Raw genomic sequence first — 21,715 nt, 5'->3', positions numbered from 1 at the left:
ATTCCTGCGACAGTAAAGTCTATCGAGTATGATCCTAACCGTTCATCTCGTATCGCTTTGTTGTATTATGCGGACGGAGCAAAGAGCTATATCATCGCTCCGAACGGATTGGAAGTTGGCCAAACAGTGGTTTCAGGTAGCGACGCTGCTCCTGAGGTAGGTAATACTTTGCCTATGGCAAATATTCCCGTTGGTACTATTATTCACAATATTGAGCTTCGTCCTGGACAGGGTGCCAAAATGGTACGTTCCGCAGGTGCATTCGCTCAGCTGACTTCAAAGGAAGGCGCTTATGCGATTATTAAGATGCCTTCTGGTGAAACTAGAAAGATTCTTGCGGCTTGTAAGGCTACAATTGGCGCAGTTGGCAATTCAGACCATGCTCTTGAAAAATCAGGTAAGGCCGGTCGCTCTAGATGGTTAGGTCGTCGTCCTCGCAACCGTGGTGTTGTTATGAACCCGGTTGATCACCCAATGGGTGGTGGTGAAGGTCGTTCTTCCGGAGGTCATCCTAGATCCCGTAATGGCTTATATGCTAAGGGCTTGAAGACTAGAGCTCCTAAGAAGCATTCTTCAAAGTATATTATTGAAAGAAGAAAGAAATAATCTGATTAATTAAGTAAACTATGAGTCGTTCGCTAAAAAAAGGCCCGTATATTAATGTAAAGCTTGAGAAGAAAGTTCTGGCAATGAATGAGTCAGGAAAGAAAGCCGTAGTTAAGACATGGGCAAGAGCTTCAATGATTTCGCCTGATTTCGTAGGCCATACTATTGCAGTTCATAATGGAAATAAATTTATTCCTGTTTTCGTAACCGAGAATATGGTAGGCCACAAGTTGGGAGAGTTCTCACCGACACGTACTTTCCGCGGTCACGCCGGTAACAAGAAGAAATAATATCGGTAGTAACAGGAATTCAGGAATCTGAAAATAAAAAGAATCGAATAAAATGGGTGCTAGAAAAAGAATATCAGCTGAAGCAAGAAAAGAAGCCCAAAAGACCATGTATTTCGCGAAGTTGAACAATGTTCCTACCTCTCCTCGTAAGATGCGTTTGGTAGCAGACATGATTCGCGGTATGGAAGTATTCCGTGCGCTTGGTGTTTTGAAGTTTTCTAACAAGGAAGCTGCAGCAAGAGTAGAAAAATTGCTTCGTTCAGCAATCGCAAACTGGGAACAGAAAAATGAACGTAAAGCAGAAGCAGGAGAGTTATGCGTATCTTCAATCAGCGTTGATTGCGCTACTACGTTGAAGAGAATGCGTCCGGCTCCTCAAGGAAGAGGTTACAGAATTCGTAAACGCTCGAACCACGTAACTCTGTTTGTTGATACACTTAGTAAAAACGATAGTCAAAATTAATTTGTAGATGGGACAAAAGGTTAATCCGATTAGTAATCGTTTAGGAATTATCCGTGGTTGGGATTCCAATTGGTATGGCGGTAAGAATTACGGGGATACTTTGCTGGAAGATAGCAAAATCCGTAAATATTTGAATGCCCGTCTTGCAAAAGCTAGTGTATCTCGTATCGTTATTGAACGTACGCTTAAGTTGATCACGATCACTGTTTGTACGTCACGTCCGGGTATCATCATCGGTAAAGGTGGTCAGGAAGTTGATAAGTTGAAGGAAGAGTTGAAGAAGATCACTGATAAAGAAGTGCAGATCAACATCTTCGAGGTGAAGAGACCTGAATTGGACGCTGTTATCGTAGCAAACAACATCGCACGTCAGCTTGAAGGTAAAATCGCATATCGTCGTGCGGTAAAGATGGCTATCGCCTCTACCATGAGAATGGGCGCCGAAGGTATAAAGATTCAAATCTCTGGTCGTTTGAATGGCGCTGAAATGGCTCGTTCGGAAATGTATAAGGAAGGAAGAACTCCGTTGCACACTCTTAGAGCAGATATCGACTATGCTTTGGCTGAGGCCTTGACAAAAGTTGGTTTGCTGGGTGTTAAGGTTTGGATCTGCCGTGGTGAGGTTTATGGCAAGCGCGATCTTGCTCCTTCTTTCACTGCTGCCAAGGAGACAGGCCGTAGAAACGACAATGCCGGTGGCAACAGAGACAAGAACTTCAAGAGAAAAAGAGCTAATCGTTAAACGTTAGAATTTAAGTAGAGATGTTACAACCAAAGAAAACCAAGTTCAGAAGACAGCAGAAAGGTCGCATGAAGGGCGAAGCTCAACGTGGCAACCAGCTGGCCTTCGGTTCTTTTGGAATAAAGTCATTAGAGAATAAATGGATTACCGGTCGTCAGATCGAGGCTGCCCGTATCGCCGTTACACGTTATATGCAACGTCAGGGGCAGGTTTGGGTTCGTATCTTCCCGGATAAGCCAATCACGAAGAAGCCTGCAGAGGTTCGTATGGGTAAAGGTAAAGGTAATCCTGAGGGATTTGTTGCGCCTGTTACTCCGGGTCGTCTGATTTTCGAGATCGAAGGTGTTCCCTTTGATATCGCTAAGGAAGCGTTGCGCCTTGCCGCACAAAAACTTCCGGTTACAACCAAGTTTGTTGTGAGACGTGATTATGACATGCAAAATCAAAATGCGTAATTGTTATGAAGATTGCAGAAATTAGAGAACTAAGCACGAAAGAGTTGCTAGAGAGAGTAGATGCAGAGGTTGCGGCCTATGATCAGAAGAAGATTAACCATAGCATCTCGCCTATGGATAATCCTTCTCAGATTAAACAGCAACGCAGATTGATTGCGCGCATGAAAACAGAATTGCGCCAGAGAGAACTTAACAACAAATAATTGAGCCTGATGGAAACTAGAAATTTAAGAAAAGAAAGAACGGGCGTGGTAACGAGCAACAAGATGGATAAAAGCATCACGGTTGCCATTAAATGGAAGGAAAAACACCCCATTTATGGAAAGTTCGTTAATAAGACGAAGAAATATCATGCTCACGACGAAAATAACGAATGCAACATTGGCGATACCGTAAAGATTATGGAGACTCGTCCTTTGAGCAAGACTAAAAGATGGAGATTAGTTCAAATAATCGAAAGGGCTAAGTAAGATGATACAACAAGAATCAAGACTAGTAGTAGCAGATAACAGTGGAGCTAAGGAAGCTTTGTGTATCCGTGTTTTGGGCGGAACGAGAAAGCGTTATGCCACTGTAGGTGATGTGATCGTAGTAGCAATCAAAAGCGTAATCCCAGCTAGCGACGTTAAGAAGGGTGCTGTTTCTAAGGCTATCATCGTTCGTACTAAGAAAGAGATCCGCCGTCCGGATGGTTCTTATATCCGTTTCGATGATAACGCTTGCGTATTATTGAATGCCGGTGGCGATATCCGTGGTAGCCGTATCTTCGGTCCGGTTGCCAGAGAGCTTCGTGCAACAAACATGAAAATTGTATCACTTGCACCTGAAGTGCTTTAATCTCGTAAAATTTAAAGTAATGAGTAAATTACATATCAAAAAAGGCGATATAGTATTTGTTAATGCCGGCGAGGACAAAGGTAAGACAGGTCGTGTTTTACAGGTACTTGTAAAAGATAATCGTGCGATTGTCGAAGGTATTAATGTGGTATCAAAGCATACCAAGCCTAATGCGAAGAATCCTCAAGGAGGAATCGAAAAGAAGGAAGCTCCTATTCATCTTTCTAACCTTAACGTGGTTGACCCGAAATCTGGTAAAGCTACACGTATCGGCCGTAAGTTGAATGAGAAGGGTGCTTTAGTGCGTTATTCTAAAAAATCAGGGGAGGAAATTAAGTAATGAGCAATACTGCCAGTCTTAAGAAAGAATACCAAGACAGAATTGTTCCTGCCTTAACGAAGGAGTTCGGTTACAAATCCGTGATGCAGGTACCTGTTTTGAAGAAAATCGTGATTAATCAGGGATTAGGTATGGCTACGGCTGACAAGAAGATCATCGATATCGCTATCAGCGAGTTGTCTACGATTACCGGTCAAAAAGCTGTCGCTACCGTATCTAAAAAGGATATCTCTAACTTTAAGTTGCGTAAGAAGATGCCGATCGGTGTGATGGTGACATTACGTCGTGAGCAGATGTACGAGTTCTTGGAGAGACTTGTTCGTGTCGCTCTTCCTCGTATCCGCGACTTCAAGGGAATTGAGAGTAAGTTAGACGGAAGAGGCAATTATACACTCGGTATTCAGGAACAAATCATTTTTCCTGAAATAAATATCGATAATATTACCAAAATATTGGGAATGAATATTACCTTTGTGACCTCTGCGAAAACAGACGAAGAAGGTTATGCTCTTTTGAGAGAATTTGGATTGCCTTTTAAAAACGGAAAAAAAGACTAAGTAGTTATGGCTAAGGAATCAATGAAGGCCCGTGAGGTTAAAAGAGCAAAGCTTGTTGCTAAGTATGCCGCTAAAAGAGCTCAGCTTAAGGCAGAAGGTAACTATGAGGCTTTGCAGGCTTTACCTAAAAATGCTTCTCCTGTACGTTTGCACAACCGTTGCAAGATTACAGGACGTCCGAAAGGGTATGTACGCCAGTTCGGTATTTCTCGTATCCAATTGCGTGAAATGGCATCTAATGGTTTAATCCCGGGTGTAAAGAAAGCAAGTTGGTAAGAGTTTTTTTAGTTTAAATATTGTCCGGGTGGCCGGATCAATTTAATTAATTATTTATATGACAGATCCTATTGCAGATTATTTGACAAGATTGCGTAACGCAATCAAAGCGAAGCACAGAGTTGTTGAGGTGCCGGCGTCAAATTTAAAGAAAGAGATCACTAAGATCCTTTTCGACAAGGGCTACATTCTTAATTTTAAGTTTGTAGAGGATGGTCCTCAAGGTACGATCAAGATCGCCTTGAAGTATGACCTAGTAAACAAAGTTAATGCGATTAAGAAACTTGAGAGAGTTTCTACGCCCGGTTTGCGTAAGTACACTGGTTACAAAGAAATGCCGAGAGTATTGAATGGTTTAGGTATTGCTGTTCTTTCTACTTCTAAAGGTGTGATGACTGACAAAGAGGCCCGCGATCTGAAGATCGGTGGCGAGGTATTATGTTACGTTTATTAATTAGGAGGGAAGAAGAATGTCAAGAATAGGAAAATTACCAATTCATGTACCGGCTGGTGTTACAGTTACAATTAAGGATAATGTAGTAACAGTTAAAGGCCCTAAAGGTGAACTTGTACAGGAAGTGAATCCTGATATTAACGTTACTTTGGAAGACGGAGTTATCCATTTAACAAGACCTACTGATGATAAGAATCATCGTGCGTTACACGGTTTGTATCGTTCTTTGATCAACAACATGGTTGTTGGCTGCTCAGAGGGATATAAGAAGGAGCTTGAGTTAGTAGGTGTTGGTTACCGTGTTTCAAATACAGGTCAGTTATTGGATCTTTCTTTAGGTTATACTCACAATATCTATTTGCAGTTGCCGAAGGAAGTGAAAGTTGAGACGAAGTCTGAGAGAAATAAGAACCCTCTTATTATCCTTGAATCGGCTGACAAACAATTATTAGGTCAGATTTGTGCGAAGATCCGTTCATTCAGAATGCCTGAACCGTATAAAGGTAAGGGTATTAAGTTCGTGGGTGAAGAGATTCGCAGAAAGTCTGGTAAGTCAGCAGGTAAGTAATCTACGTAAACTGAAATTATCATGACAACGAAGCTAGAAAGAAGATTAAAAATAAAAGCAGGCGTACGCGGCAAAATCTCAGGAACTACTGAGCGTCCGCGCCTGACTGTGTTTAGAAGCAACAAGCAAATCTACGCACAGGTGATAGATGATACTACAGGCAAGACTTTAGCCGCTGCTTCATCTTTGAAATTAGATGTTAAGGCTCCGAAAAAGGAGATCGCTGCTAAGGTTGGTGAATTAATCGCTAAAGGCGCTCAGGAAGCTGGCGTTCAGACAGTGGTTTTCGACCGTAATGGTTACCTGTATCACGGGAGAATTAAAGAATTAGCAGATGCTGCACGTAACGGCGGCCTTAAATTTTAATGAAGATGGCAAATAATAGAGTTAAATCGACCAACGACTTAGAGTTGAAGGACAGACTGGTTGCAATCAACCGTGTAACTAAGGTTACAAAAGGTGGACGTACATTCAGTTTTGCTGCTATCGTTGTAGTAGGAAACGAGGATGGTATCGTTGGCTGGGGATTAGGTAAAGCCGGTGAGGTAACGACAGCTATCGCTAAAGGTGTAGAAGCTGCTAAGAAGAACTTGATCAAGGTTCCGGTACACAAAGGTACGATCCCTCACGAACAATTAGCTAAATTCGGTGGTGCTCAAGTGCTGATTAGACCGGCATCTCACGGTACCGGTGTTAAGGCTGGTGGTGCTATGCGTGCCGTATTGGAGAGCGTAGGTATTACAGACGTTTTGGCAAAATCTAAAGGTTCTTCCAACCCTCATAACTTGGTGAAAGCTACTATCGCTGCGCTAGGTGAGTTGAGAAGCCCGTTCGATGTTGCTCAGAACAGAGGTGTTGCTGTTGAAAAAGTATTTAGAGGTTAATTAGGGGGGGATAAGTTTATGGCGACTATTAAAGTAAAGCAAGTTAAAAGTAGAATTAAATGCCCGAAAGACCAAAAGAGAACGCTTGACGCACTAGGGCTGAGAAAGATGAACCAGATTGTAGAGCATGAAGCTAATCCGGCGATCTTAGGTATGGTTGAGAAAGTGAAACATTTGGTTTCTGTAGAAAAGTAATAATTGGTTGAAAAAATAAATTATACGATATGAATTTATCAAATTTAAAACCGGCTGAAGGATCTACCAAGACCAGAAAAAGAATCGGACGTGGTCCGGGTTCAGGATTAGGCGGAACTTCAACAAGAGGTCATAAAGGTGCCAAGTCTAGATCTGGCTACAAGAACAAGATTGGTTTCGAAGGTGGTCAGATGCCTATTCAAAGACGTTTGCCTAAATTCGGTTTCAAGAATATTAACCGTGTAGAATATAAAGCTATTAATATCGATACTTTGCAACAAATGGCAGAGGCTAAGCAATTGACTAAGATTGGTATTAATGAATTGATGGAGGCTGGTTTCATCTCTTCTTCTCAAGTGGTTAAAATTCTTGGTAACGGTAGCTTGACCGCTAAGTTAGAGGTTGAGGCTCACGCTTTCTCTAAGAGCGCAGAGGCAGCTATCCAAGCCGCAGGTGGAACAGTCGTTAAACTCTAAGTCATGAGAGCTGTTGAAACAATCAAGAATATCTGGAAGATTGAGGATCTGAGAAATCGGATCCTCACCACTCTTTTATTGGTGGCTATATACCGTTTTGGTACGTATGTAGTGCTTCCGGGTATCGATCCCAAAGCGTTAACCGCTTTACAGGAGCAGACAAGAGGCGGATTGCTTGCACTGTTGGATATGTTCTCAGGTGGAGCCTTTTCTAACGCATCTATTTTTGCGTTGGGAATCATGCCATATATCTCCGCTTCAATTGTTATGCAGTTGTTAGCCATCGCAGTTCCTTCTTTCCAAAAATTGCAGAGAGAGGGTGAGAGTGGCCGTAGAAAAATCAATCAGTGGACTCGTTACTTGACGATAGCGATCTTGTTATTCCAAGGTCCTACTTACTTGGTGAATTTAAGCGTTCAGCTTAAGGCTGCCGGCGCTGCTTTACCGGGTGGTATTTGGTTCACGATCTCATCTACGATCATCTTGGCTGCGGGAAGTATGTTTATCTTATGGCTAGGTGAAAGAATTACAGATAAAGGTGTTGGAAATGGTATTTCATTTATCATTTTAGTTGGTATTATAGCCCGTCTGCCGCACTCTTTGTTCCAAGAATTCGTTTCTAGAACAAGTGAGAAAACCGGTGGTCTGGTTATGTTCTTATTTGAGATGTTGTTCCTTTTGCTTGTTATCGCTGGTGCGATCTTATTGGTACAAGGTACTCGTAAGGTCCCCGTGCAATATGCGAAAAGAATTATCGGTAATAAACAATATGGTGGTGCGCGTCAGTATATCCCTCTGAAGGTGAATGCCGCTAACGTAATGCCTATCATCTTCGCTCAGGCGATCATGTTTATTCCTATCTCAATTGTAGGTTTCTCTAGTACGGGAGAGCAGAGCGGTTTTTGGACTGCTTTCATGGATAATACGGGATTTTGGTACAACTTCGTGTTTGCGGTGTTGATTATCCTGTTTACGTATTTCTATACGGCTATTACGATCAATCCGACCCAGATGTCAGATGATTTGAAGAGAAACAATGGTTTTATTCCGGGTGTGAAACCGGGTAAGAATACCAAAGACTATCTGGATACCATTATGGACCGTATTACTTTGCCGGGTGCTTTTTTCCTTGCGTTGGTTGCTATCATGCCCGCTTTCGCTAGAATTGCCGGTGTAAGTATGGAGTTCTCCCAATTCTTTGGTGGTACATCTTTGTTGATTTTGGTTGGTGTGGTGTTGGATACATTGCAGCAAGTTGAAAGTCATTTGCTAATGCGTCATTATGACGGTTTGTTGAAGTCAGGAAGAATTAAAGGCCGTACAGGCTCTGTTGCCGCTTATTAATAGAATGATCTATTTAAAGACAGATGAAGAGATTGAGTTGATGCGTGAGGCTAATCAACTGGTAGGTAAGACACTTGGCGAGGTAGCTAAGCATATTGTCCCCGGAGTCTCCACACTTCAACTTGATAAGATTGCGGAAGAGTTCATTAGAGATAATGGTGCTGTTCCGGCTTTTTTGGGATATGGTGGTTTCCCTAATTCAATATGTGCCTCAGTGAATGATCAGGTGGTGCATGGTATTCCTTCTTCTAAGATGATCTTGAAAGAGGGTGACGTGATCTCTGTGGATTGTGGGACGATATTGAATGGTTTTGTCGGTGACTCCGCTTACACTTTCTGTGTAGGTGAGGTTGCGCCGGAAGTGAAGAAATTGTTGAAAGCGACGAAGGATTCACTTTATTTAGGTATCCAATGTGCTGTTGAAGGTCACCGTTTGGGTGATATCAGTAATGCGATTCAGACTTATTGCGAGTCTCAAGGTTACTCTGTCGTAAGAGAGCTGGTGGGACATGGTATAGGTCGGAAAATGCATGAGGAACCGGAAGTGCCTAATTATGGCAGACGTGGATGCGGACCGTTATTGCGTAACGGAATGTGTATCTGCATCGAGCCGATGATCAACATGGGAAGCAAGAACGTTGCATTTGAGAAAGACGGATGGACGGTTCGCACAAAGGACAGAAAGCCTTCTGCTCATTTCGAGCATTGTATCGCTATACGTCCGGATGGTCCCCAGATCTTATCTTCATTTAAGTTTTTAGAGGAAGTTCTAGGAGAAAACGCAATTTAATTGGATTTATATGGCTAAACAATCAGCAATAGAGAAAGATGGAGTAATTGTAGAAGCATTGTCAAACGCGATGTTTCGTGTAGAATTGGAGAACGGACATGAAATTACCGCTCATATCTCAGGAAAGATGCGTATGCATTACATTAAGATCCTTCCGGGGGATAAGGTAAGAGTAGAAATGTCTCCGTATGATCTATCGAAAGGTAGAATTGCTTTTAGATACAAATAAAATTAAACACGATATGAAAGTAAGAGCATCTTTAAAGAAGCGTACACCTGAGTGCAAGATAGTAAGAAGAAAGGGTCGCTTATACGTAATTAACAAGAAAAATCCTAAGTATAAACAACGTCAAGGATAATTTATTATTTTTGCAAAATAATCTAAGTAAGTAATATGGCTATAAGAATAGTTGGTGTAGACTTGCCACAAAATAAAAGAGGAGAAATCGCTTTGACTTATATCTATGGTATTGGTCGTAGCGCTGCAAAATCCGTATTAGATAAGGCTGGGGTTGATCGTGATATCAAAGTTAAGGATTGGACAGACGATCAAGCCGCAAAAGTTCGTGAAGTCATTGGCGCTGAGTACAAGGTTGAAGGTGACCTTCGTTCAGAAGTTCAGTTGAACATCAAGCGTCTGATGGATATTGGTTGCTACAGAGGTGTTCGTCACCGTGTTGGTCTGCCTTTGAGAGGCCAAAGCACAAAGAACAACGCTCGTACTCGTAAGGGTAAGAAGAAAACTGTTGCAAATAAGAAAAAAGCTACTAAATAATAAGAGTTAATATGGCAAAGAAAACAGTCGCAGCAAAGAAGAGAAACGTAAAAGTTGACGCTTACGGTCAAGCTCATATTCATTCTTCTTTTAACAACATTATTGTGTCTTTAGCGAATAGCGAAGGACAAGTAATCAGCTGGTCTTCCGCTGGTAAGATGGGATTCAGAAGCTCTAAGAAGAATACTCCTTATGCAGCTCAGATGGCAGCACAGGATTGCGCTAAAGTAGCTTATGATCTTGGTTTAAGAAAGGTGAAAGTATTCGTTAAGGGTCCGGGTAACGGTCGTGAGTCCGCTATCAGAACGATCCATGGCGCAGGTATCGAGGTAACAGAAATCGTTGATGTTACACCGCTTCCTCATAACGGGTGTCGTCCTCCGAAAAAGAGAAGAGTATAATTAATTATAGTTTCTTAAACATTGAATCCGGAATTGTGAATAGATTGCATATTGACCTTATCCTCTCTGTAATCGCGGCTGCACGGTTCCAGATTCAAACAGAACATTTAAAAAAATAAAAAAATGGCAAGATATACTGGACCAAGAACAAGAATTGCCCGTAAGTTTGGTGAGGCAATATTCGGTGCGGATAAAGTTCTTTCTAAGAAGAACTATCCTCCTGGACAACATGGTAACTCCAGAAAAAGAAAGACTTCTGAATACGGTATCCAGCTTCGTGAGAAGCAAAAAGCAAAATACACTTATGGCGTATTGGAGAAGCAATTTAGAAACTTATTCGAAAAAGCTTCACGCTCTAAAGGTATTACCGGTGAGGTGCTTCTTCAATTGTTAGAAGGCCGTCTTGACAATGTGGTTTATCGTTTGGGTATAGCCCCGACAAGAGCCGCAGCTCGTCAGTTGGTTTCTCATCGTCACATTACAGTAGACGGAAGTGTTGTAAACATTCCTTCTTACTCTGTAAAACCCGGTCAGGTTATTGGTGTTAGAGAAAAATCTAAATCCATGGAGGTTATTGCCGACGCATTGTCAGGTTTCAATCACAGCAAATATCCTTGGATTGAGTGGGATCAGTCCTCAATGAGCGGAAAATTACTGCATCTGCCGGAAAGAGCTGACATTCCTGAAAACATTAAAGAGCAGTTGATCGTAGAATTGTATTCTAAATAATAATTGATTTCCATGGCGATATTAGCATTTCAAAAACCCGATAAAGTATTAATGTTGGAAGCGGACAATTTCTTCGGAAAGTTTGAATTTCGTCCGTTGGAACCCGGCTATGGTATTACAATAGGTAATGCTTTACGTCGTATTCTCCTGTCGTCACTTGAAGGTTTTGCTATTACATCCATTAAGATCGACGGGGTTGACCATGAATTTGGTACAATCCCGGGTGTTATCGAGGATGTGACAAACATTATCTTGAATCTGAAGCAAGTTCGTTTCAAGCATATCGTAGACGACATCGAGAATGAAAAAGTGAGTATTACTGTTTCGGGTTCGGAAGTGTTCAAAGCCGGTGATATTGGTAAGCAACTGACTGGATTCGAGATATTGAATCCTGATTTGGTTATTTGCCGCTTGGATCCGACCGCAAGTTTCCAGATTGAATTGACTATTAATAAAGGTCGCGGTTATGTACCCGCAGATGAGAACAGAGACCCGAACGCAGATATACATGTGATCGCTATCGACTCTATCTTCACTCCGATACGTAACGTAAAATATTCAATCGAGAACTTCCGTGTTGAACAGAAGACGGACTACGAGAAGTTGGTTCTTGAAATAGCCACAGATGGTTCTATTCATCCGAAGGAAGCGTTGAAGGAAGCAGCGAAGATTCTGATTCATCATTTCATGTTGTTCTCAGATGAAAAGATTGCGATCGAGACAGCGGATACTGAAGGCAATGAAGAGTTCGATGAAGAAGTACTTCATATGCGTCAGTTGCTTAAGAGCAAGCTGGCTGATATGGACCTTTCCGTTCGTGCATTGAATTGCTTAAAGGCCGCAGATGTTGAAACACTAGGTGAGTTGGTTAAGTTCAATAAGAATGATTTGTTGAAATTCCGTAACTTCGGTAAAAAGTCGCTCACTGAACTTGATGAACTGCTTGAGAGCTTGAACCTTTCATTCGGTATGGATATCACAAAATATAAATTAGATAAAGAGTAAGTAAACGATGAGACATAATAAGAAATTCAATCATTTAGGTCGTACAAATACTCACCGTGACGCAATGCTTTCGAATATGGCTTGTTCTTTGATCAAGCATAAGAGAATCTTTACTACGACAGCAAAGGCAAAAGCGCTACGTAAGTATGTAGAACCACTTATCACGAAGTCTAAGGAGGATACAACTCACTCTAGACGTGTGGTATTTAGCAATTTGCAAGACAAATTTGCTGTAACAGAGTTGTTCAAGGAAATTGCTCAGAAGATCGGTGATCGTCCGGGTGGTTATACCAGAATTATCAAGACTGGTAACCGTTTAGGTGACAACGCAGCTATGTGCTTTATTGAGTTAGTAGACTATAACGAAAATATGTTGAAGGATACAGCCGCTAAGAAAGCTCCTAAAACAAGACGTTCTCGTAAAAAAGCAACAGCATCGGTTGCAGAAGCTCCTACAGCTGAAGCAGCTAGCGAGGAAAAAGCAGCTGAATAAGCAAGTTTTTTATAATCATATAAGAAAAGCGATTCGTACACACGGATCGCTTTTTTTGTTGAGGTATAGTGCAAATATAGCAGTGTAAAGAAATATGAAGTTTATAATTGTTTTTATTGTATGCTTTGAAGAGCCTCCTGCGCTACCTTATTAGAAGGATCGATCTCTAAGACCTTATTCCAGTATATTTTTGAATTGTCCAGATCTTTTTGAGGTAATAGAAATAGCCCAGATAACGATAGTATTCGGCTAGTTTCACTGCTTTTGAGAGATTCTCTAAAGATGGTTCATATTGCTGAGTCGCATTTAATAAGCGGTCTTGGTATAAATAATCTTGCCAAATGAACTTTCCATTAGGCGTGTTGAAAAATCCAGAGGTTTGTTGTATGCCATTATCATAATCTTTCGTCTCGAAAGCGTTGTACAAATTCAGACGTTGCGGTAAGAAATTATCCGGTTCAGTGGAAAGCCCTTTTGCGATGACTTCTCCATCCTCTTGATCAAAAGAGTATCCGGTATGGTGATTATCATCAATATGATCTTCACAAGAAGAGCACAGGCAAGCTTTATATTCCGGAGGGACAGATGCGGTATCCGCATAAATGAACTCCCCTTTGCCAAACAGCAGGAATAAATCTAGAAGAGTCAATAGTGGTAAGTACCTTTTTCATCTTAGTATGAGTATATTCTTTCATAAACAACAAAAGCTTTTTTTGAAAGGTTTAGGCAAATAGTAAAAATCATCTATTAAAAGATTGAAAAACTCGATAGGCTTCCGCAAACATTCCTTGCTTGGCTATTGTTATATTTGTGAAAAAGAAAAGTAAGACATCATTGAACAACTAATAAAACAAATATAGTAATATGGAAATTGTAAAAGTAGTAGGTAGAGAGATACTTGATTCACGTGGTAACCCGACAGTAGAAGTAGACGTACATTTGGCTTCCGGCGCATTCGGTCGTGCGGCTGTACCTTCTGGCGCCTCTACCGGTGAGAACGAGGCTATCGAGTTACGCGATGGCGATAAGAATCGCTACGGTGGCAAAGGCGTTCTCCGTGCCGTGGATAATGTAAATAAGGTAATCGCTCCCGCCATTTTAGGAATGAGCGCCTTGAATCAAAGAGAGATAGACCATAAGTTGCTGGATTTGGATGGTACAAAGACAAAATCAAATCTAGGAGCTAACGCTATGTTAGGTGTATCGCTTGCCGTAGCGAAGGCAGCGGCTAATTATCTGGATCTGCCTTTATATCGTTATATCGGTGGAACAAATACCTACGTGTTGCCGGTTCCTATGATGAACATTATCAATGGAGGTTCTCACTCCGACGCTCCGATCGCTTTTCAGGAATTCATGATTCGTCCGGTAGGTGCGAAGAGTTTCCGTGAGGGGCTTCGTATGGGCGCAGAGGTTTTCCATGCGTTGAAGAAAGTATTGCACGATCGTGGCTTGAGCACGGCTGTAGGTGATGAGGGCGGTTTCGCTCCGGCATTGGATGGTACGGAAGATGCCTTGAATTCTATTATGGCCGCTATCAAAGCCGCTGGATATGAGCCGGGCAAGGATGTGACGATAGCCATGGATTGCGCTGCTTCCGAGTTTTATCACGATGGTGTGTATGATTATACGAAATTCGAGGGTGAGAAAGGCGCTAAGCGTAACGCCCAGCAACAAGTCGCTTATCTGAGTGAGTTGGTGAACAAATACCCGATTGATTCTATCGAGGATGGTATGGACGAGAATGACTGGGCCGGTTGGCAAATGCTAACCTCCACGCTAGGCGGAAAATGCCAGTTGGTAGGTGATGACCTATTCGTTACAAACGTAGAGTTCTTGAAGAAAGGTATCGAGAAGGGTTGCGCGAACTCCATCTTGATCAAGGTAAACCAGATCGGTACATTGAGCGAGACATTAGACGCTATCGAGATGGCCCACCGTAATGGCTATACATCCGTGACTTCCCACCGTTCCGGTGAGACAGAGGATGCTACGATCGCCGATATCGCCGTAGCTACCAACAGCGGACAAATCAAGACCGGCTCCTTAAGCCGTTCCGATCGTATGGCGAAATACAACCAGTTGCTTCGTATCGAGGAGGAATTGGGTTCCTTGGCTGTTTATGGTTATAAGACTTATAAGAAGTAATTTTCATTATTTGCTTGAGAAATGGGGGAGTTCACCTATCAAGGTGGACTCCCTTTTTCTTTTTAGTGGAAAAAACGAAGCAAACCTACTAATCAATAGCCAGCCTGCTCCAAACATTTAATGATTATAAATCTATTGCCCTAAATAAGAGAGTGAATGTTGTATCTCTTCTCTAGAGACCGAGAAGTTCCTGTTCCCGGCCAATTTATTTAATACGAGTGTGCCTATGTTTTCTGCGCTTTCCTTATCCGGGAACGCAATTACCGTATCAATAGAGGGAATGGTGGGTTGGTAAATCAACACCTTTCCGTTCATCCTAATCTGGTACCCCCAGCCATCCCCCGATTGAAATGTTTGCAACTCCAGTTGCCGCCCGGGAGAAGACCCCATTTCTTCACCCCGGAAAAAAGATAAATAAAACAGTAATACCGGCAGTACCACTAGGCCCGGTACGAACCAAGCCCGTCCTTTCTTAGTATTCATCATCGTCATATTCATTCGGGTGAAATTCCCAAATATCATCAAATTGAGTGGTACCACTTTTGCCGGATACTACGAATCCTTTCTCGCCAGAGGAGAAAGATGCTGTCGCCGTACGGGCAGTTCCCTTGAATTTAGCCACGTTTTCCCATAGATCGGTGGCCGGATAATATTTCCAAGTGTCGCTACGTAGGCTTCCGCTCTCACCGCAAGTCAGATAAGCGGCTCCATCAATCACGAAAGCAACCCCGTTCGTACGTGTGATCGTATAATCATCGTCATAATCCTCGTCCGAGGAATCCGATATATCCCTAAGTTGGGTCCATGATTCCGTGCTGGGATCGAATTTCCAGAAATCGTCTACATATTCGCCGTTATTTTGTCCGCAACATACATAAGCGATTCCATTTATCACGAAGCTGGTAGCGCCCTGACGCTTTGTCCCGCCGATACTGATCGTTTGCGTCCAGCTATTTGCCACCGGATTAAAGGCATAAAAGTCTTTTAGGTAATTCCCGTCGTATCCGCATCCGATATACGCTTTACCGTTTACCCCGAAGGCCACAGCTCCATATCGGCCCGAGCCGGGGAAATCCGCTTTCTGTGCCCACGTATTGGTGGTCGGGTTAAATTCCCAGAAGTCATTCAAGTAATTGGTACCGTCGTATCCGGTTCCCAGATATCCCTTTTCATCTACCGCCATAGCTACGGCCGAATTGCGGGCGGTTCCGGGAAAGTCCGCCTTTTGCGTCCAAGTATCTCGTTCCATATCATATTCCCAACAATCCGATAAACGATTTTTTCCGTCGTTTCCGCAAATCAGATATCCTTTGTTACCGATCGTGAAAGAGGAGGCGTAATTTCGCGCCAATCCGTCCATGTCAGAGACACGGTACCACTTACCGATCAAATCATCGTCATCGTCATCACTGCAAGCGCTGATGATGACAGGAAGAAAAGCGATCAAGAATACAAGAATCCTTTTGTGTATCATTCTAACTACGTATTTTGTTTTTACGGAAGCAAAAGAACGAGGGTTTTACGAGACCCACAAATTAAATCGGTAAACATACGGTTTTTATCGGTGAATAAGCCGGATTGATAGGTTAGGGCCTCGAATGGTTTTGAAATCGGTTTCATCTTCAGTATCGGGCCGTTTACAGAGGAAACCGGTGGGTTCATGGGTTTATCTTGCCGGGTTTTGCACTAAATACGTTCTTTGCCATCGGATTGATAAAAGATTATTTGCTTATTAAATAAGAAGTATGGTTAGAACATTCTTTGCTTTGGGGTGCTTGATGCTCTGTCTGGGACTGTTTTCCTGTTATGACGAGAACGGTACGTATGGCAGCGATCTGGTGGACTCCGCTTTCCGTAACGTTCGTATAGATACCAGCACGGTCGTAGTGACCTCGGTATTGATCGACTCGTTGGAGACATCCGGTAAGAACGTCGCTTTGGTAGGCCGGTACAAACATTCATTATGGGGAGTCGTCTCGTCGCATAGCTTTATCGCTTATGAGAGACCGAGCTATGGGACTGATCCGGACGAGACGGTCGTACTGGACTCGCTAGTCCTGTCTCTCGCTTTCGATGGTCGCTTTGTAGGAGACACGACCCTCCAACAAACCCTCTCGATTTATCAGCTAACGGAGAAGATTGTCTTAAACGATAACGGGTACTTATATAATAATAGCAGTGTCTCTTACGCTCCCGAGGCTTTGGCGGTCTGCTCATTTAAACCGAAGCCGAAGGGCGGGGAGAAACTGGAAGTCCGTCTTCCCGATGCGCTAGGGCAAGACCTCTTGTCCCGTTTTCATGCGCAGGATCAAGCGGTGTCCGAGGATCGCTTTGAGGACTATTTCAAGGGGGTGGCGATCGTGCCGGACTTGGCGGGAAGCGAGTCTCTGCTGACTTTCACGGTAGCCGATTCCTCCGCCGCTTTAGTCCTGCATTATCATTTATCCGATGAGCTTTCCACGGAGAAGGAATTATGGTTCTTCCCGAATACGGATACCCAGTTCAATCATATTGACCATGACCGTAGTGGAACGGATATGGCAGGATATCCGATGAAAGGAGTGGAGATACCTTCGGCCGAGCTTGGTAACCGGGGCGTATTATTCGGAGGCTTGGGTTGGTATACCCGTCTGGAATTCCCGTATTTGAATAATCTGATGCAACAAGGCACGCAAGTGGAGATTGAGAGCGCTTTACTTAAGATTTATCCCGAGCAAGGCACTTATTCGGATTACAATACCTTGCCGGACAGCCTCTACCTATATATCGCCGATGAGAATAATGTGGTGACGGATGCCGTGACCGATTATCTCGGTTCCGAGGTTCAACGAGGTACGCTATCGGAAGACAATACGTTTAACGAGAACACCTATTATTATTTCGACGTGACTCAATTCATGCAAGAGGAGCTAGGTGCCTTTGGCATGTATAAGCATAATCTTCAGTTGGTTTTTAATAGTGATGATTACACCGGCACGTTCAAGAACTTGACGTTTAACGATCAGGGAGGACGTAACCCGGTCACCCTACAACTCATTTATAAGGTCTATGAAAGTTACTAGATACCTTCTTTACCCTTGCCTCTTGATGGCGGCAAGCGCATCCGCGCAGAATACGATGACTTCCTCGCCTTACTCGATGTTTGGACTGGGTGAGATGGCTTCCGGTTTATATGGTCAAAATACCTCGATGGCGGGTGTCACTGTCGGCATGCGGGAAGGGATGCTGATGAATATAGAGAATCCTGCCGGATTGACAGCGTTGGATAGTTGTAAGTTGTTCGCTGAGGCATCTGCCTTCGTGAAGAATGAACGATACCGCTCAGACGGGAGCTCTAGCAGCGCATTCACCGGGAATTTCTCCGCTTTCTCATTGGGAGGGCGTATCATGCGACGGTGGTATATGTCCGTCGGGGTAACTCCTTATAGTTTCGTTGGGTATTATTTTAAGTCCTCGCAAGAGTTGGAAGGATCTCCCGGAACCTTTGTAACCAGTACGTTTTCGGGGACAGGCGGGCTTTCCAAGGCTTTCCTTTCCCAGGGATTTTTATTGACCAAGCATCTATCAGTCGGTATGAATCTTAATTTTATCTTCGGAAATATGACACTGAATGAGATACAAAGTGCGATGACAGTGTCAAGGGAGATGTCCGGCCGCTCTTTTTACGCCGATTTCGGTTTACAATATCATCGTCCGATCGCCCGGGAAACCTTTCTAACGGTCGGCGCCATTTACGGTTATAAGCAACGGATCTCATTGAAAAATACGGTGACGGTGACGGGAAGCAGCACGGAAACCCCCTATAACCAGAAAAGGGTGACACAATATCTACCTCAATATATAGGCATCGGTAGCTCATTGGCGCATAAAAAATGGACGTATGCGTTGGACTATCTATTCCGGCAATACGGGGTATTGAACTCGAGCGATAGCCGGGTAAAGTTCCGGGATTCGCATGAGCTACGCTTGGGCGTATGCTATATCCCGAATGGATTTAGCTCCAGCAGTTATTGGAAACGGATGTCTTATAAAGCGGGTGTTTCTGTTTCCACGCCTTACCTGCGGTTGAAAGGACAATCCGGCGGGGCGTATCGGGTAAGCGTTGGCTTGGGATTACCCGTCCTGAATGGCCGTATCAATACGGCGTTTTATTACGATCGTCTCCAATTGCAAGGGAATGCGTTGCGAAGAGATATCATGGGCTTTACGGTGACCTATACATTAAGCGAGAAGTTCTACCAAGTGAAGCTTTAGTTTTCTGCCTATGAAACTAAAGTTTCTTCACTAGGAAACAAAAGTTTTGTCACGGAGAAACAAAAGTTTCTTCCGCATGAAACTCTTGGTTACTCTTGGAGAGCCAGATTATTCATCAAGGCGGGCAGGTACGAATCGCTGATAGGGATCAGTTCCTCCCCGATACGTATCCGCTTGCGCTCGATATAATTAATGTGGGAGAGGGATACGATGTAAGAACGATGTACCCGGCAAAAACGATTCCTGTCCAGAAACTCCTCGAACCGCTTCAAGCTGACTTGCGTGAGCAGGGGCTTGCCATTGATACGGTGTACCTTTACATAATCGCCGTATCCCTCGAGGAAAAGGATCTCTTCCCGGCGAAGGCGAATGATCTTGCTGCCCTCCCGGACGAAGATGGGGCGTTCTGTTTGCTCCTTGCTCAGCACTTGGTGGACATCGGCCAAAGCCTTGTCCAGTTTCTCGAGATATCCCATGAGCGTGTTCAGGGTCGAGGCGTCTCCGTCGAAAGTGATACATTTCAGCATAGTGTTTTTACCTTTATTTGTTGTACCGCGAAATAACAGGAAAGTTCGGTAAAGAAAGGTTAAGCGCCGATTAGTGGTATAATCGGGTCGGTGAATCGCCTTACGGGAGGGGGTGAAAAGACATTATTCCTCTTCCCTCAGAATCCATTTCTTGAAGATCGGGGTCTTGGTCTTGCTGATGATGATACGTTCGGGAACCGGCAAGGTGAGGTTGACGGACAGGCGGCTCCCGAACCAAAGATCTATATCCTTGATGGCGTTGCGTGAAATGATGAATTGACGGTTGGCCCGGAAGAAAAGCCTCTCGTCCAGTTGCTCTCCCAACGCGTCGAGGGTACGGTCTACGGGATGTTGCTTCCCGTCGGAGGTATAGGCGGTAACCTTCTCGTTGGCCGTATAGAAATAAAGGATCTCCTCAACCGCCAACGGATAGAATTTATCGGCCAGCATGATCAACAGGCTCTTGATCGTGTGGCGACTCTGGATCGTACGGTTCGTTTGCCGGATATGCGCCAGCCTTTCCTCGGTATCGAACAGCCGTAATTTATTCAAGGCCCTTTCCAGCGAGGCCAGCGTGACAGGCTTCAGTAGATAATCGATACTGCTTACTTGAAAAGCCTGTAACGCATACTCATCGTAGGCGGTCGTGAAGACTACTGGGGCATCTATCTCCACCTGCTCGAATATCTTGAACGCCGATCCGTCCGCTAAATGGATATCCATGAAGATGATATCCGGATGAGGCGATGTCCGGAAGAAATCCACGCTCTCCTCGATACTCTCCAACTCGGCGATCACTTCGATCTGAGTAACCGTATTTTGCGCCAAGATCGCCTTTAGGCTATTAACGGCGGTAGTCTCATCTTCTATAATAACTGCTTTCATGAGTGAATGGGTTTATTAAGTAAAGGAAGCGTGACCTTGAAATATTCCTTGCGGTTGGAGATCTGGATGTCCTTTCCGGTAAGCATCCGGTAGCGCCCCCATAGGTTCTTCAATCCGATACCGCTACCTTTGCTATCTTCCGACTTAGGATGTATTTTATTGGATATGATTAGTTTGTCCTCATGGGTGGTATAGATATCGATCTGTAGTGGGTATTGCTTGCTGATAACGTTGTGCTTTACGGCGTTCTCGATCAGGGGGAGTACGCTCAATATCGGCAGATACCAAAGCAAGTAAGGGGTATCCGCTTGGATGGAGAAGAATAGCTTTCCCTCGTAGCGCACGCTTAGCAGATAGGTGTACGCCTTTACGAATTGAAGTTCTTCCGCTAGCGTAACCAGCTCTTTCTTGTTGCTTTGCAAGATATACCGGAAGACGTTGGATAGCTCATCCAGATAAGCCAGCGTCTGTTGTTTCTCTCCGCTCTGTATCAAGGCGTTCAATCCATTTAAGGAGTTGAAGAAGAAATGCGGGTTGATTTGTCCCATCAAGGCGTTATAGGAATTCTGTAACTTCTCGGTCTTCAATTGCTCATATTCCAGTTTCATTTGCTGCTTGCTGCCCAGCAGCCGGATCAGTATGGAGCTTAGCATGACCGTGAGGAAGACGAAAAGATGCTCCGTCATGAAAGAGTTAGGGACCGTGAAAGGATTGGGCGGTACCGGTATGTCCCGATGCTCGGCAGGCCTGATGGTTTGCGTAGCCATCCTGTCCCGGTTGATGCGGATCATGATATCCCGGGTAGCTGGCTGAGGTCCGTCTTCTCCCAGCCATTCTACAACAATGGCCGTGTACAAAACCGGCGACAGATGAAACATGCCGTAGGCGATGCTGATACAAGTTACGCAAACCACCAATACCCTTTTATACTCTTTCCTGCGGAAAAGCTTGTCCCCGAACTTATACATCAAGCTGTTGACAATAAATAAGATGAAGGAGAACACGAAGAACCAGATTAGCAAATAATACATGGTGCGATCCGGAGGCTGGATACCCATGCTCGGGTTTCCGGTCTCGAACTCATATTTACGCATCAGAAGGGCGAAGTTCACGAAAATACTAAGCAAGACGGATATCGTGAAGCCGATCAATAAGTCATTTCTTTTTAATTGTAACATAGATAAACCCTTTGTCTGCTTACAAAGATAGGGCTTCCTTATC

Annotated in this window: 35 protein-coding genes; 29 read left to right on the top strand and 6 right to left on the bottom strand. The window is 43.7% G+C overall.

Annotated features, from left to right (window positions below; translation table 11 throughout):
- The 26 genes from rplB to rplQ form a co-directional block, all read left to right on the top strand.
- Positions 1-606 (top strand): 50S ribosomal protein L2 (gene rplB / locus QVP94_RS01065; protein WP_288213138.1); only part of this gene is annotated, 606 nt, incomplete at its 5' end.
- A gap of 20 nt (positions 607-626) precedes the next feature.
- Positions 627-896, top strand: a complete 270-nt coding sequence (gene rpsS / locus QVP94_RS01060; protein ID WP_005634738.1) for a 30S ribosomal protein S19 — start codon at positions 627-629, stop codon at positions 894-896.
- Between the two features lie 52 nt (positions 897-948).
- Positions 949-1,359 carry a 50S ribosomal protein L22 gene (gene rplV, locus QVP94_RS01055; protein WP_005853972.1) on the top strand — a complete coding sequence of 137 codons (411 nt, stop codon included), beginning with the start codon at positions 949-951 and terminating at the stop codon, positions 1,357-1,359.
- 7 nt (positions 1,360-1,366) lie between these two features.
- The gene (gene rpsC / locus QVP94_RS01050) at positions 1,367-2,101 is read left to right on the top strand and encodes a 30S ribosomal protein S3 (RefSeq protein WP_005853974.1); all 735 of its coding nucleotides are present in this window, start codon (positions 1,367-1,369) and stop codon (positions 2,099-2,101) included.
- A gap of 20 nt (positions 2,102-2,121) precedes the next feature.
- Positions 2,122-2,556: a 50S ribosomal protein L16 gene (rplP, locus tag QVP94_RS01045; protein ID WP_005853976.1), complete on the top strand. Its 435-nt coding sequence runs from the start codon at positions 2,122-2,124 to the stop codon at positions 2,554-2,556.
- A gap of 5 nt (positions 2,557-2,561) precedes the next feature.
- The gene (gene rpmC / locus QVP94_RS01040; protein ID WP_005853979.1) at positions 2,562-2,759 is read left to right on the top strand and encodes a 50S ribosomal protein L29; all 198 of its coding nucleotides are present in this window, start codon (positions 2,562-2,564) and stop codon (positions 2,757-2,759) included.
- A 9-nt stretch (positions 2,760-2,768) separates the two neighbouring features.
- Positions 2,769-3,026 (top strand): 30S ribosomal protein S17, encoded by a 258-nt coding sequence (gene rpsQ / locus QVP94_RS01035; RefSeq protein ID WP_005853980.1) that lies wholly within the window; start codon positions 2,769-2,771, stop codon positions 3,024-3,026.
- Position 3,027: 1 nt separating this feature from the next.
- Positions 3,028-3,393, top strand: coding sequence for a 50S ribosomal protein L14 (rplN, locus tag QVP94_RS01030; RefSeq protein WP_005853982.1), 366 nt, complete (start codon positions 3,028-3,030; stop codon positions 3,391-3,393).
- Between the two features lie 19 nt (positions 3,394-3,412).
- Positions 3,413-3,733, top strand: a complete 321-nt coding sequence (gene rplX / locus QVP94_RS01025) for a 50S ribosomal protein L24 (protein ID WP_005853984.1) — start codon at positions 3,413-3,415, stop codon at positions 3,731-3,733.
- The gene (rplE, locus tag QVP94_RS01020) at positions 3,733-4,290 is read left to right on the top strand and encodes a 50S ribosomal protein L5 (RefSeq protein WP_005853986.1); all 558 of its coding nucleotides are present in this window, start codon (positions 3,733-3,735) and stop codon (positions 4,288-4,290) included. Before rplX ends, rplE begins: the two co-directional genes overlap by 1 nt.
- Positions 4,291-4,296: 6 nt before the next feature.
- The gene (rpsN, locus tag QVP94_RS01015; protein WP_005853988.1) at positions 4,297-4,566 is read left to right on the top strand and encodes a 30S ribosomal protein S14; all 270 of its coding nucleotides are present in this window, start codon (positions 4,297-4,299) and stop codon (positions 4,564-4,566) included.
- A 58-nt stretch (positions 4,567-4,624) separates the two neighbouring features.
- The gene (gene rpsH / locus QVP94_RS01010; protein WP_005634758.1) at positions 4,625-5,020 is read left to right on the top strand and encodes a 30S ribosomal protein S8; all 396 of its coding nucleotides are present in this window, start codon (positions 4,625-4,627) and stop codon (positions 5,018-5,020) included.
- A 16-nt stretch (positions 5,021-5,036) separates the two neighbouring features.
- Positions 5,037-5,588, top strand: coding sequence for a 50S ribosomal protein L6 (rplF, locus tag QVP94_RS01005; protein ID WP_005853990.1), 552 nt, complete (start codon positions 5,037-5,039; stop codon positions 5,586-5,588).
- A gap of 21 nt (positions 5,589-5,609) precedes the next feature.
- Positions 5,610-5,954, top strand: a complete 345-nt coding sequence (rplR, locus tag QVP94_RS01000; protein ID WP_005853992.1) for a 50S ribosomal protein L18 — start codon at positions 5,610-5,612, stop codon at positions 5,952-5,954.
- Positions 5,954-6,472 (top strand): 30S ribosomal protein S5, encoded by a 519-nt coding sequence (rpsE, locus tag QVP94_RS00995; RefSeq protein ID WP_008773758.1) that lies wholly within the window; start codon positions 5,954-5,956, stop codon positions 6,470-6,472. The genes rplR and rpsE overlap by 1 nt, the downstream gene beginning before the upstream one ends.
- An 18-nt stretch (positions 6,473-6,490) precedes the next feature.
- Positions 6,491-6,667: a 50S ribosomal protein L30 gene (rpmD, locus tag QVP94_RS00990; protein ID WP_005853996.1), complete on the top strand. Its 177-nt coding sequence runs from the start codon at positions 6,491-6,493 to the stop codon at positions 6,665-6,667.
- A 29-nt stretch (positions 6,668-6,696) separates the two neighbouring features.
- Positions 6,697-7,143: a 50S ribosomal protein L15 gene (gene rplO, locus QVP94_RS00985; RefSeq protein ID WP_005853999.1), complete on the top strand. Its 447-nt coding sequence runs from the start codon at positions 6,697-6,699 to the stop codon at positions 7,141-7,143.
- 3 nt (positions 7,144-7,146) lie between these two features.
- Complete coding sequence (gene secY / locus QVP94_RS00980) at positions 7,147-8,487, top strand: preprotein translocase subunit SecY (RefSeq protein ID WP_022191771.1); 1,341 nt, start codon at positions 7,147-7,149, stop codon at positions 8,485-8,487.
- A 4-nt stretch (positions 8,488-8,491) separates the two neighbouring features.
- Positions 8,492-9,277 (top strand): type I methionyl aminopeptidase, encoded by a 786-nt coding sequence (map, locus tag QVP94_RS00975; RefSeq protein WP_005867121.1) that lies wholly within the window; start codon positions 8,492-8,494, stop codon positions 9,275-9,277.
- A gap of 10 nt (positions 9,278-9,287) precedes the next feature.
- On the top strand, positions 9,288-9,506 hold the full coding sequence (gene infA, locus QVP94_RS00970) for a translation initiation factor IF-1 (protein ID WP_005854007.1): 219 nt from the start codon (positions 9,288-9,290) through the stop codon (positions 9,504-9,506).
- A 13-nt stretch (positions 9,507-9,519) separates the two neighbouring features.
- Positions 9,520-9,636, top strand: coding sequence for a type B 50S ribosomal protein L36 (gene ykgO, locus QVP94_RS00965; RefSeq protein WP_005645768.1), 117 nt, complete (start codon positions 9,520-9,522; stop codon positions 9,634-9,636).
- 35 nt (positions 9,637-9,671) lie between these two features.
- Positions 9,672-10,052, top strand: coding sequence for a 30S ribosomal protein S13 (rpsM, locus tag QVP94_RS00960; protein WP_008779937.1), 381 nt, complete (start codon positions 9,672-9,674; stop codon positions 10,050-10,052).
- 11 nt (positions 10,053-10,063) lie between these two features.
- On the top strand, positions 10,064-10,453 hold the full coding sequence (gene rpsK, locus QVP94_RS00955) for a 30S ribosomal protein S11 (RefSeq protein WP_005634781.1): 390 nt from the start codon (positions 10,064-10,066) through the stop codon (positions 10,451-10,453).
- 123 nt (positions 10,454-10,576) lie between these two features.
- Entirely contained in the window at positions 10,577-11,182 is a 606-nt protein-coding gene (rpsD, locus tag QVP94_RS00950) for a 30S ribosomal protein S4 (protein ID WP_005854012.1), read from the top strand.
- 12 nt (positions 11,183-11,194) lie between these two features.
- Positions 11,195-12,187 carry a DNA-directed RNA polymerase subunit alpha gene (locus tag QVP94_RS00945; protein ID WP_005854014.1) on the top strand — a complete coding sequence of 331 codons (993 nt, stop codon included), beginning with the start codon at positions 11,195-11,197 and terminating at the stop codon, positions 12,185-12,187.
- Between the two features lie 7 nt (positions 12,188-12,194).
- Positions 12,195-12,680, top strand: a complete 486-nt coding sequence (gene rplQ / locus QVP94_RS00940) for a 50S ribosomal protein L17 (protein ID WP_005854016.1) — start codon at positions 12,195-12,197, stop codon at positions 12,678-12,680.
- Between the two features lie 166 nt (positions 12,681-12,846).
- Here the strand turns inward: rplQ and QVP94_RS00935 are convergent, their stop codons facing one another.
- Positions 12,847-13,329 (bottom strand): hypothetical protein, encoded by a 483-nt coding sequence (locus QVP94_RS00935; RefSeq protein WP_005854018.1) that lies wholly within the window; start codon positions 13,327-13,329, stop codon positions 12,847-12,849.
- A 215-nt stretch (positions 13,330-13,544) separates the two neighbouring features.
- Here QVP94_RS00935 and eno point away from each other — a divergent pair, with 215 nt between their 5' ends.
- Complete coding sequence (eno, locus tag QVP94_RS00930; RefSeq protein ID WP_005854019.1) at positions 13,545-14,828, top strand: phosphopyruvate hydratase; 1,284 nt, start codon at positions 13,545-13,547, stop codon at positions 14,826-14,828.
- 132 nt (positions 14,829-14,960) lie between these two features.
- Here eno and QVP94_RS00925 read toward each other — a convergent pair whose 3' ends face one another.
- Both QVP94_RS00925 and QVP94_RS00920 read right to left on the bottom strand, forming a co-directional pair.
- A complete protein-coding gene (locus tag QVP94_RS00925; protein WP_008779938.1) occupies positions 14,961-15,314 on the bottom strand; it encodes a DUF4907 domain-containing protein in 354 nt (117 codons plus the stop codon).
- A complete protein-coding gene (locus tag QVP94_RS00920) occupies positions 15,301-16,302 on the bottom strand; it encodes a Kelch repeat-containing protein (RefSeq protein WP_005854023.1) in 1,002 nt (333 codons plus the stop codon). The genes QVP94_RS00925 and QVP94_RS00920 overlap by 14 nt, the downstream gene beginning before the upstream one ends.
- A gap of 271 nt (positions 16,303-16,573) precedes the next feature.
- Here QVP94_RS00920 and QVP94_RS00915 point away from each other — a divergent pair, with 271 nt between their 5' ends.
- Together QVP94_RS00915 and bamG are read left to right on the top strand one after the other, a co-directional pair.
- Positions 16,574-17,890, top strand: a complete 1,317-nt coding sequence (locus QVP94_RS00915) for a DUF4270 family protein (RefSeq protein WP_005854025.1) — start codon at positions 16,574-16,576, stop codon at positions 17,888-17,890.
- Positions 17,877-19,082 (top strand): BamG family beta-barrel-assembly machinery protein, encoded by a 1,206-nt coding sequence (gene bamG / locus QVP94_RS00910; protein ID WP_022191769.1) that lies wholly within the window; start codon positions 17,877-17,879, stop codon positions 19,080-19,082. The genes QVP94_RS00915 and bamG overlap by 14 nt, the downstream gene beginning before the upstream one ends.
- An 89-nt stretch (positions 19,083-19,171) precedes the next feature.
- Here the strand turns inward: bamG and QVP94_RS00905 are convergent, their stop codons facing one another.
- The 3 genes from QVP94_RS00905 to QVP94_RS00895 form a co-directional block, all read right to left on the bottom strand.
- Positions 19,172-19,609, bottom strand: a complete 438-nt coding sequence (locus tag QVP94_RS00905; protein WP_005854029.1) for a LytR/AlgR family response regulator transcription factor — start codon at positions 19,607-19,609, stop codon at positions 19,172-19,174.
- A gap of 123 nt (positions 19,610-19,732) precedes the next feature.
- Positions 19,733-20,494 (bottom strand): LytR/AlgR family response regulator transcription factor, encoded by a 762-nt coding sequence (locus QVP94_RS00900; protein ID WP_005854031.1) that lies wholly within the window; start codon positions 20,492-20,494, stop codon positions 19,733-19,735.
- Positions 20,491-21,672, bottom strand: a complete 1,182-nt coding sequence (locus QVP94_RS00895) for a sensor histidine kinase (protein WP_005854033.1) — start codon at positions 21,670-21,672, stop codon at positions 20,491-20,493. The genes QVP94_RS00900 and QVP94_RS00895 overlap by 4 nt, the downstream gene beginning before the upstream one ends.
- Between the last annotated feature and the right edge of the window lie 43 nt (positions 21,673-21,715).

Source organism: Parabacteroides sp. CAG:2 (assembly GCF_000436315.1).
GTDB lineage: Bacteria > Bacteroidota > Bacteroidia > Bacteroidales > Tannerellaceae > Parabacteroides > Parabacteroides distasonis.
Note: the sequence above shows the minus strand (reverse complement) of the source record. Positions and strands in the feature narration are given on the sequence as shown.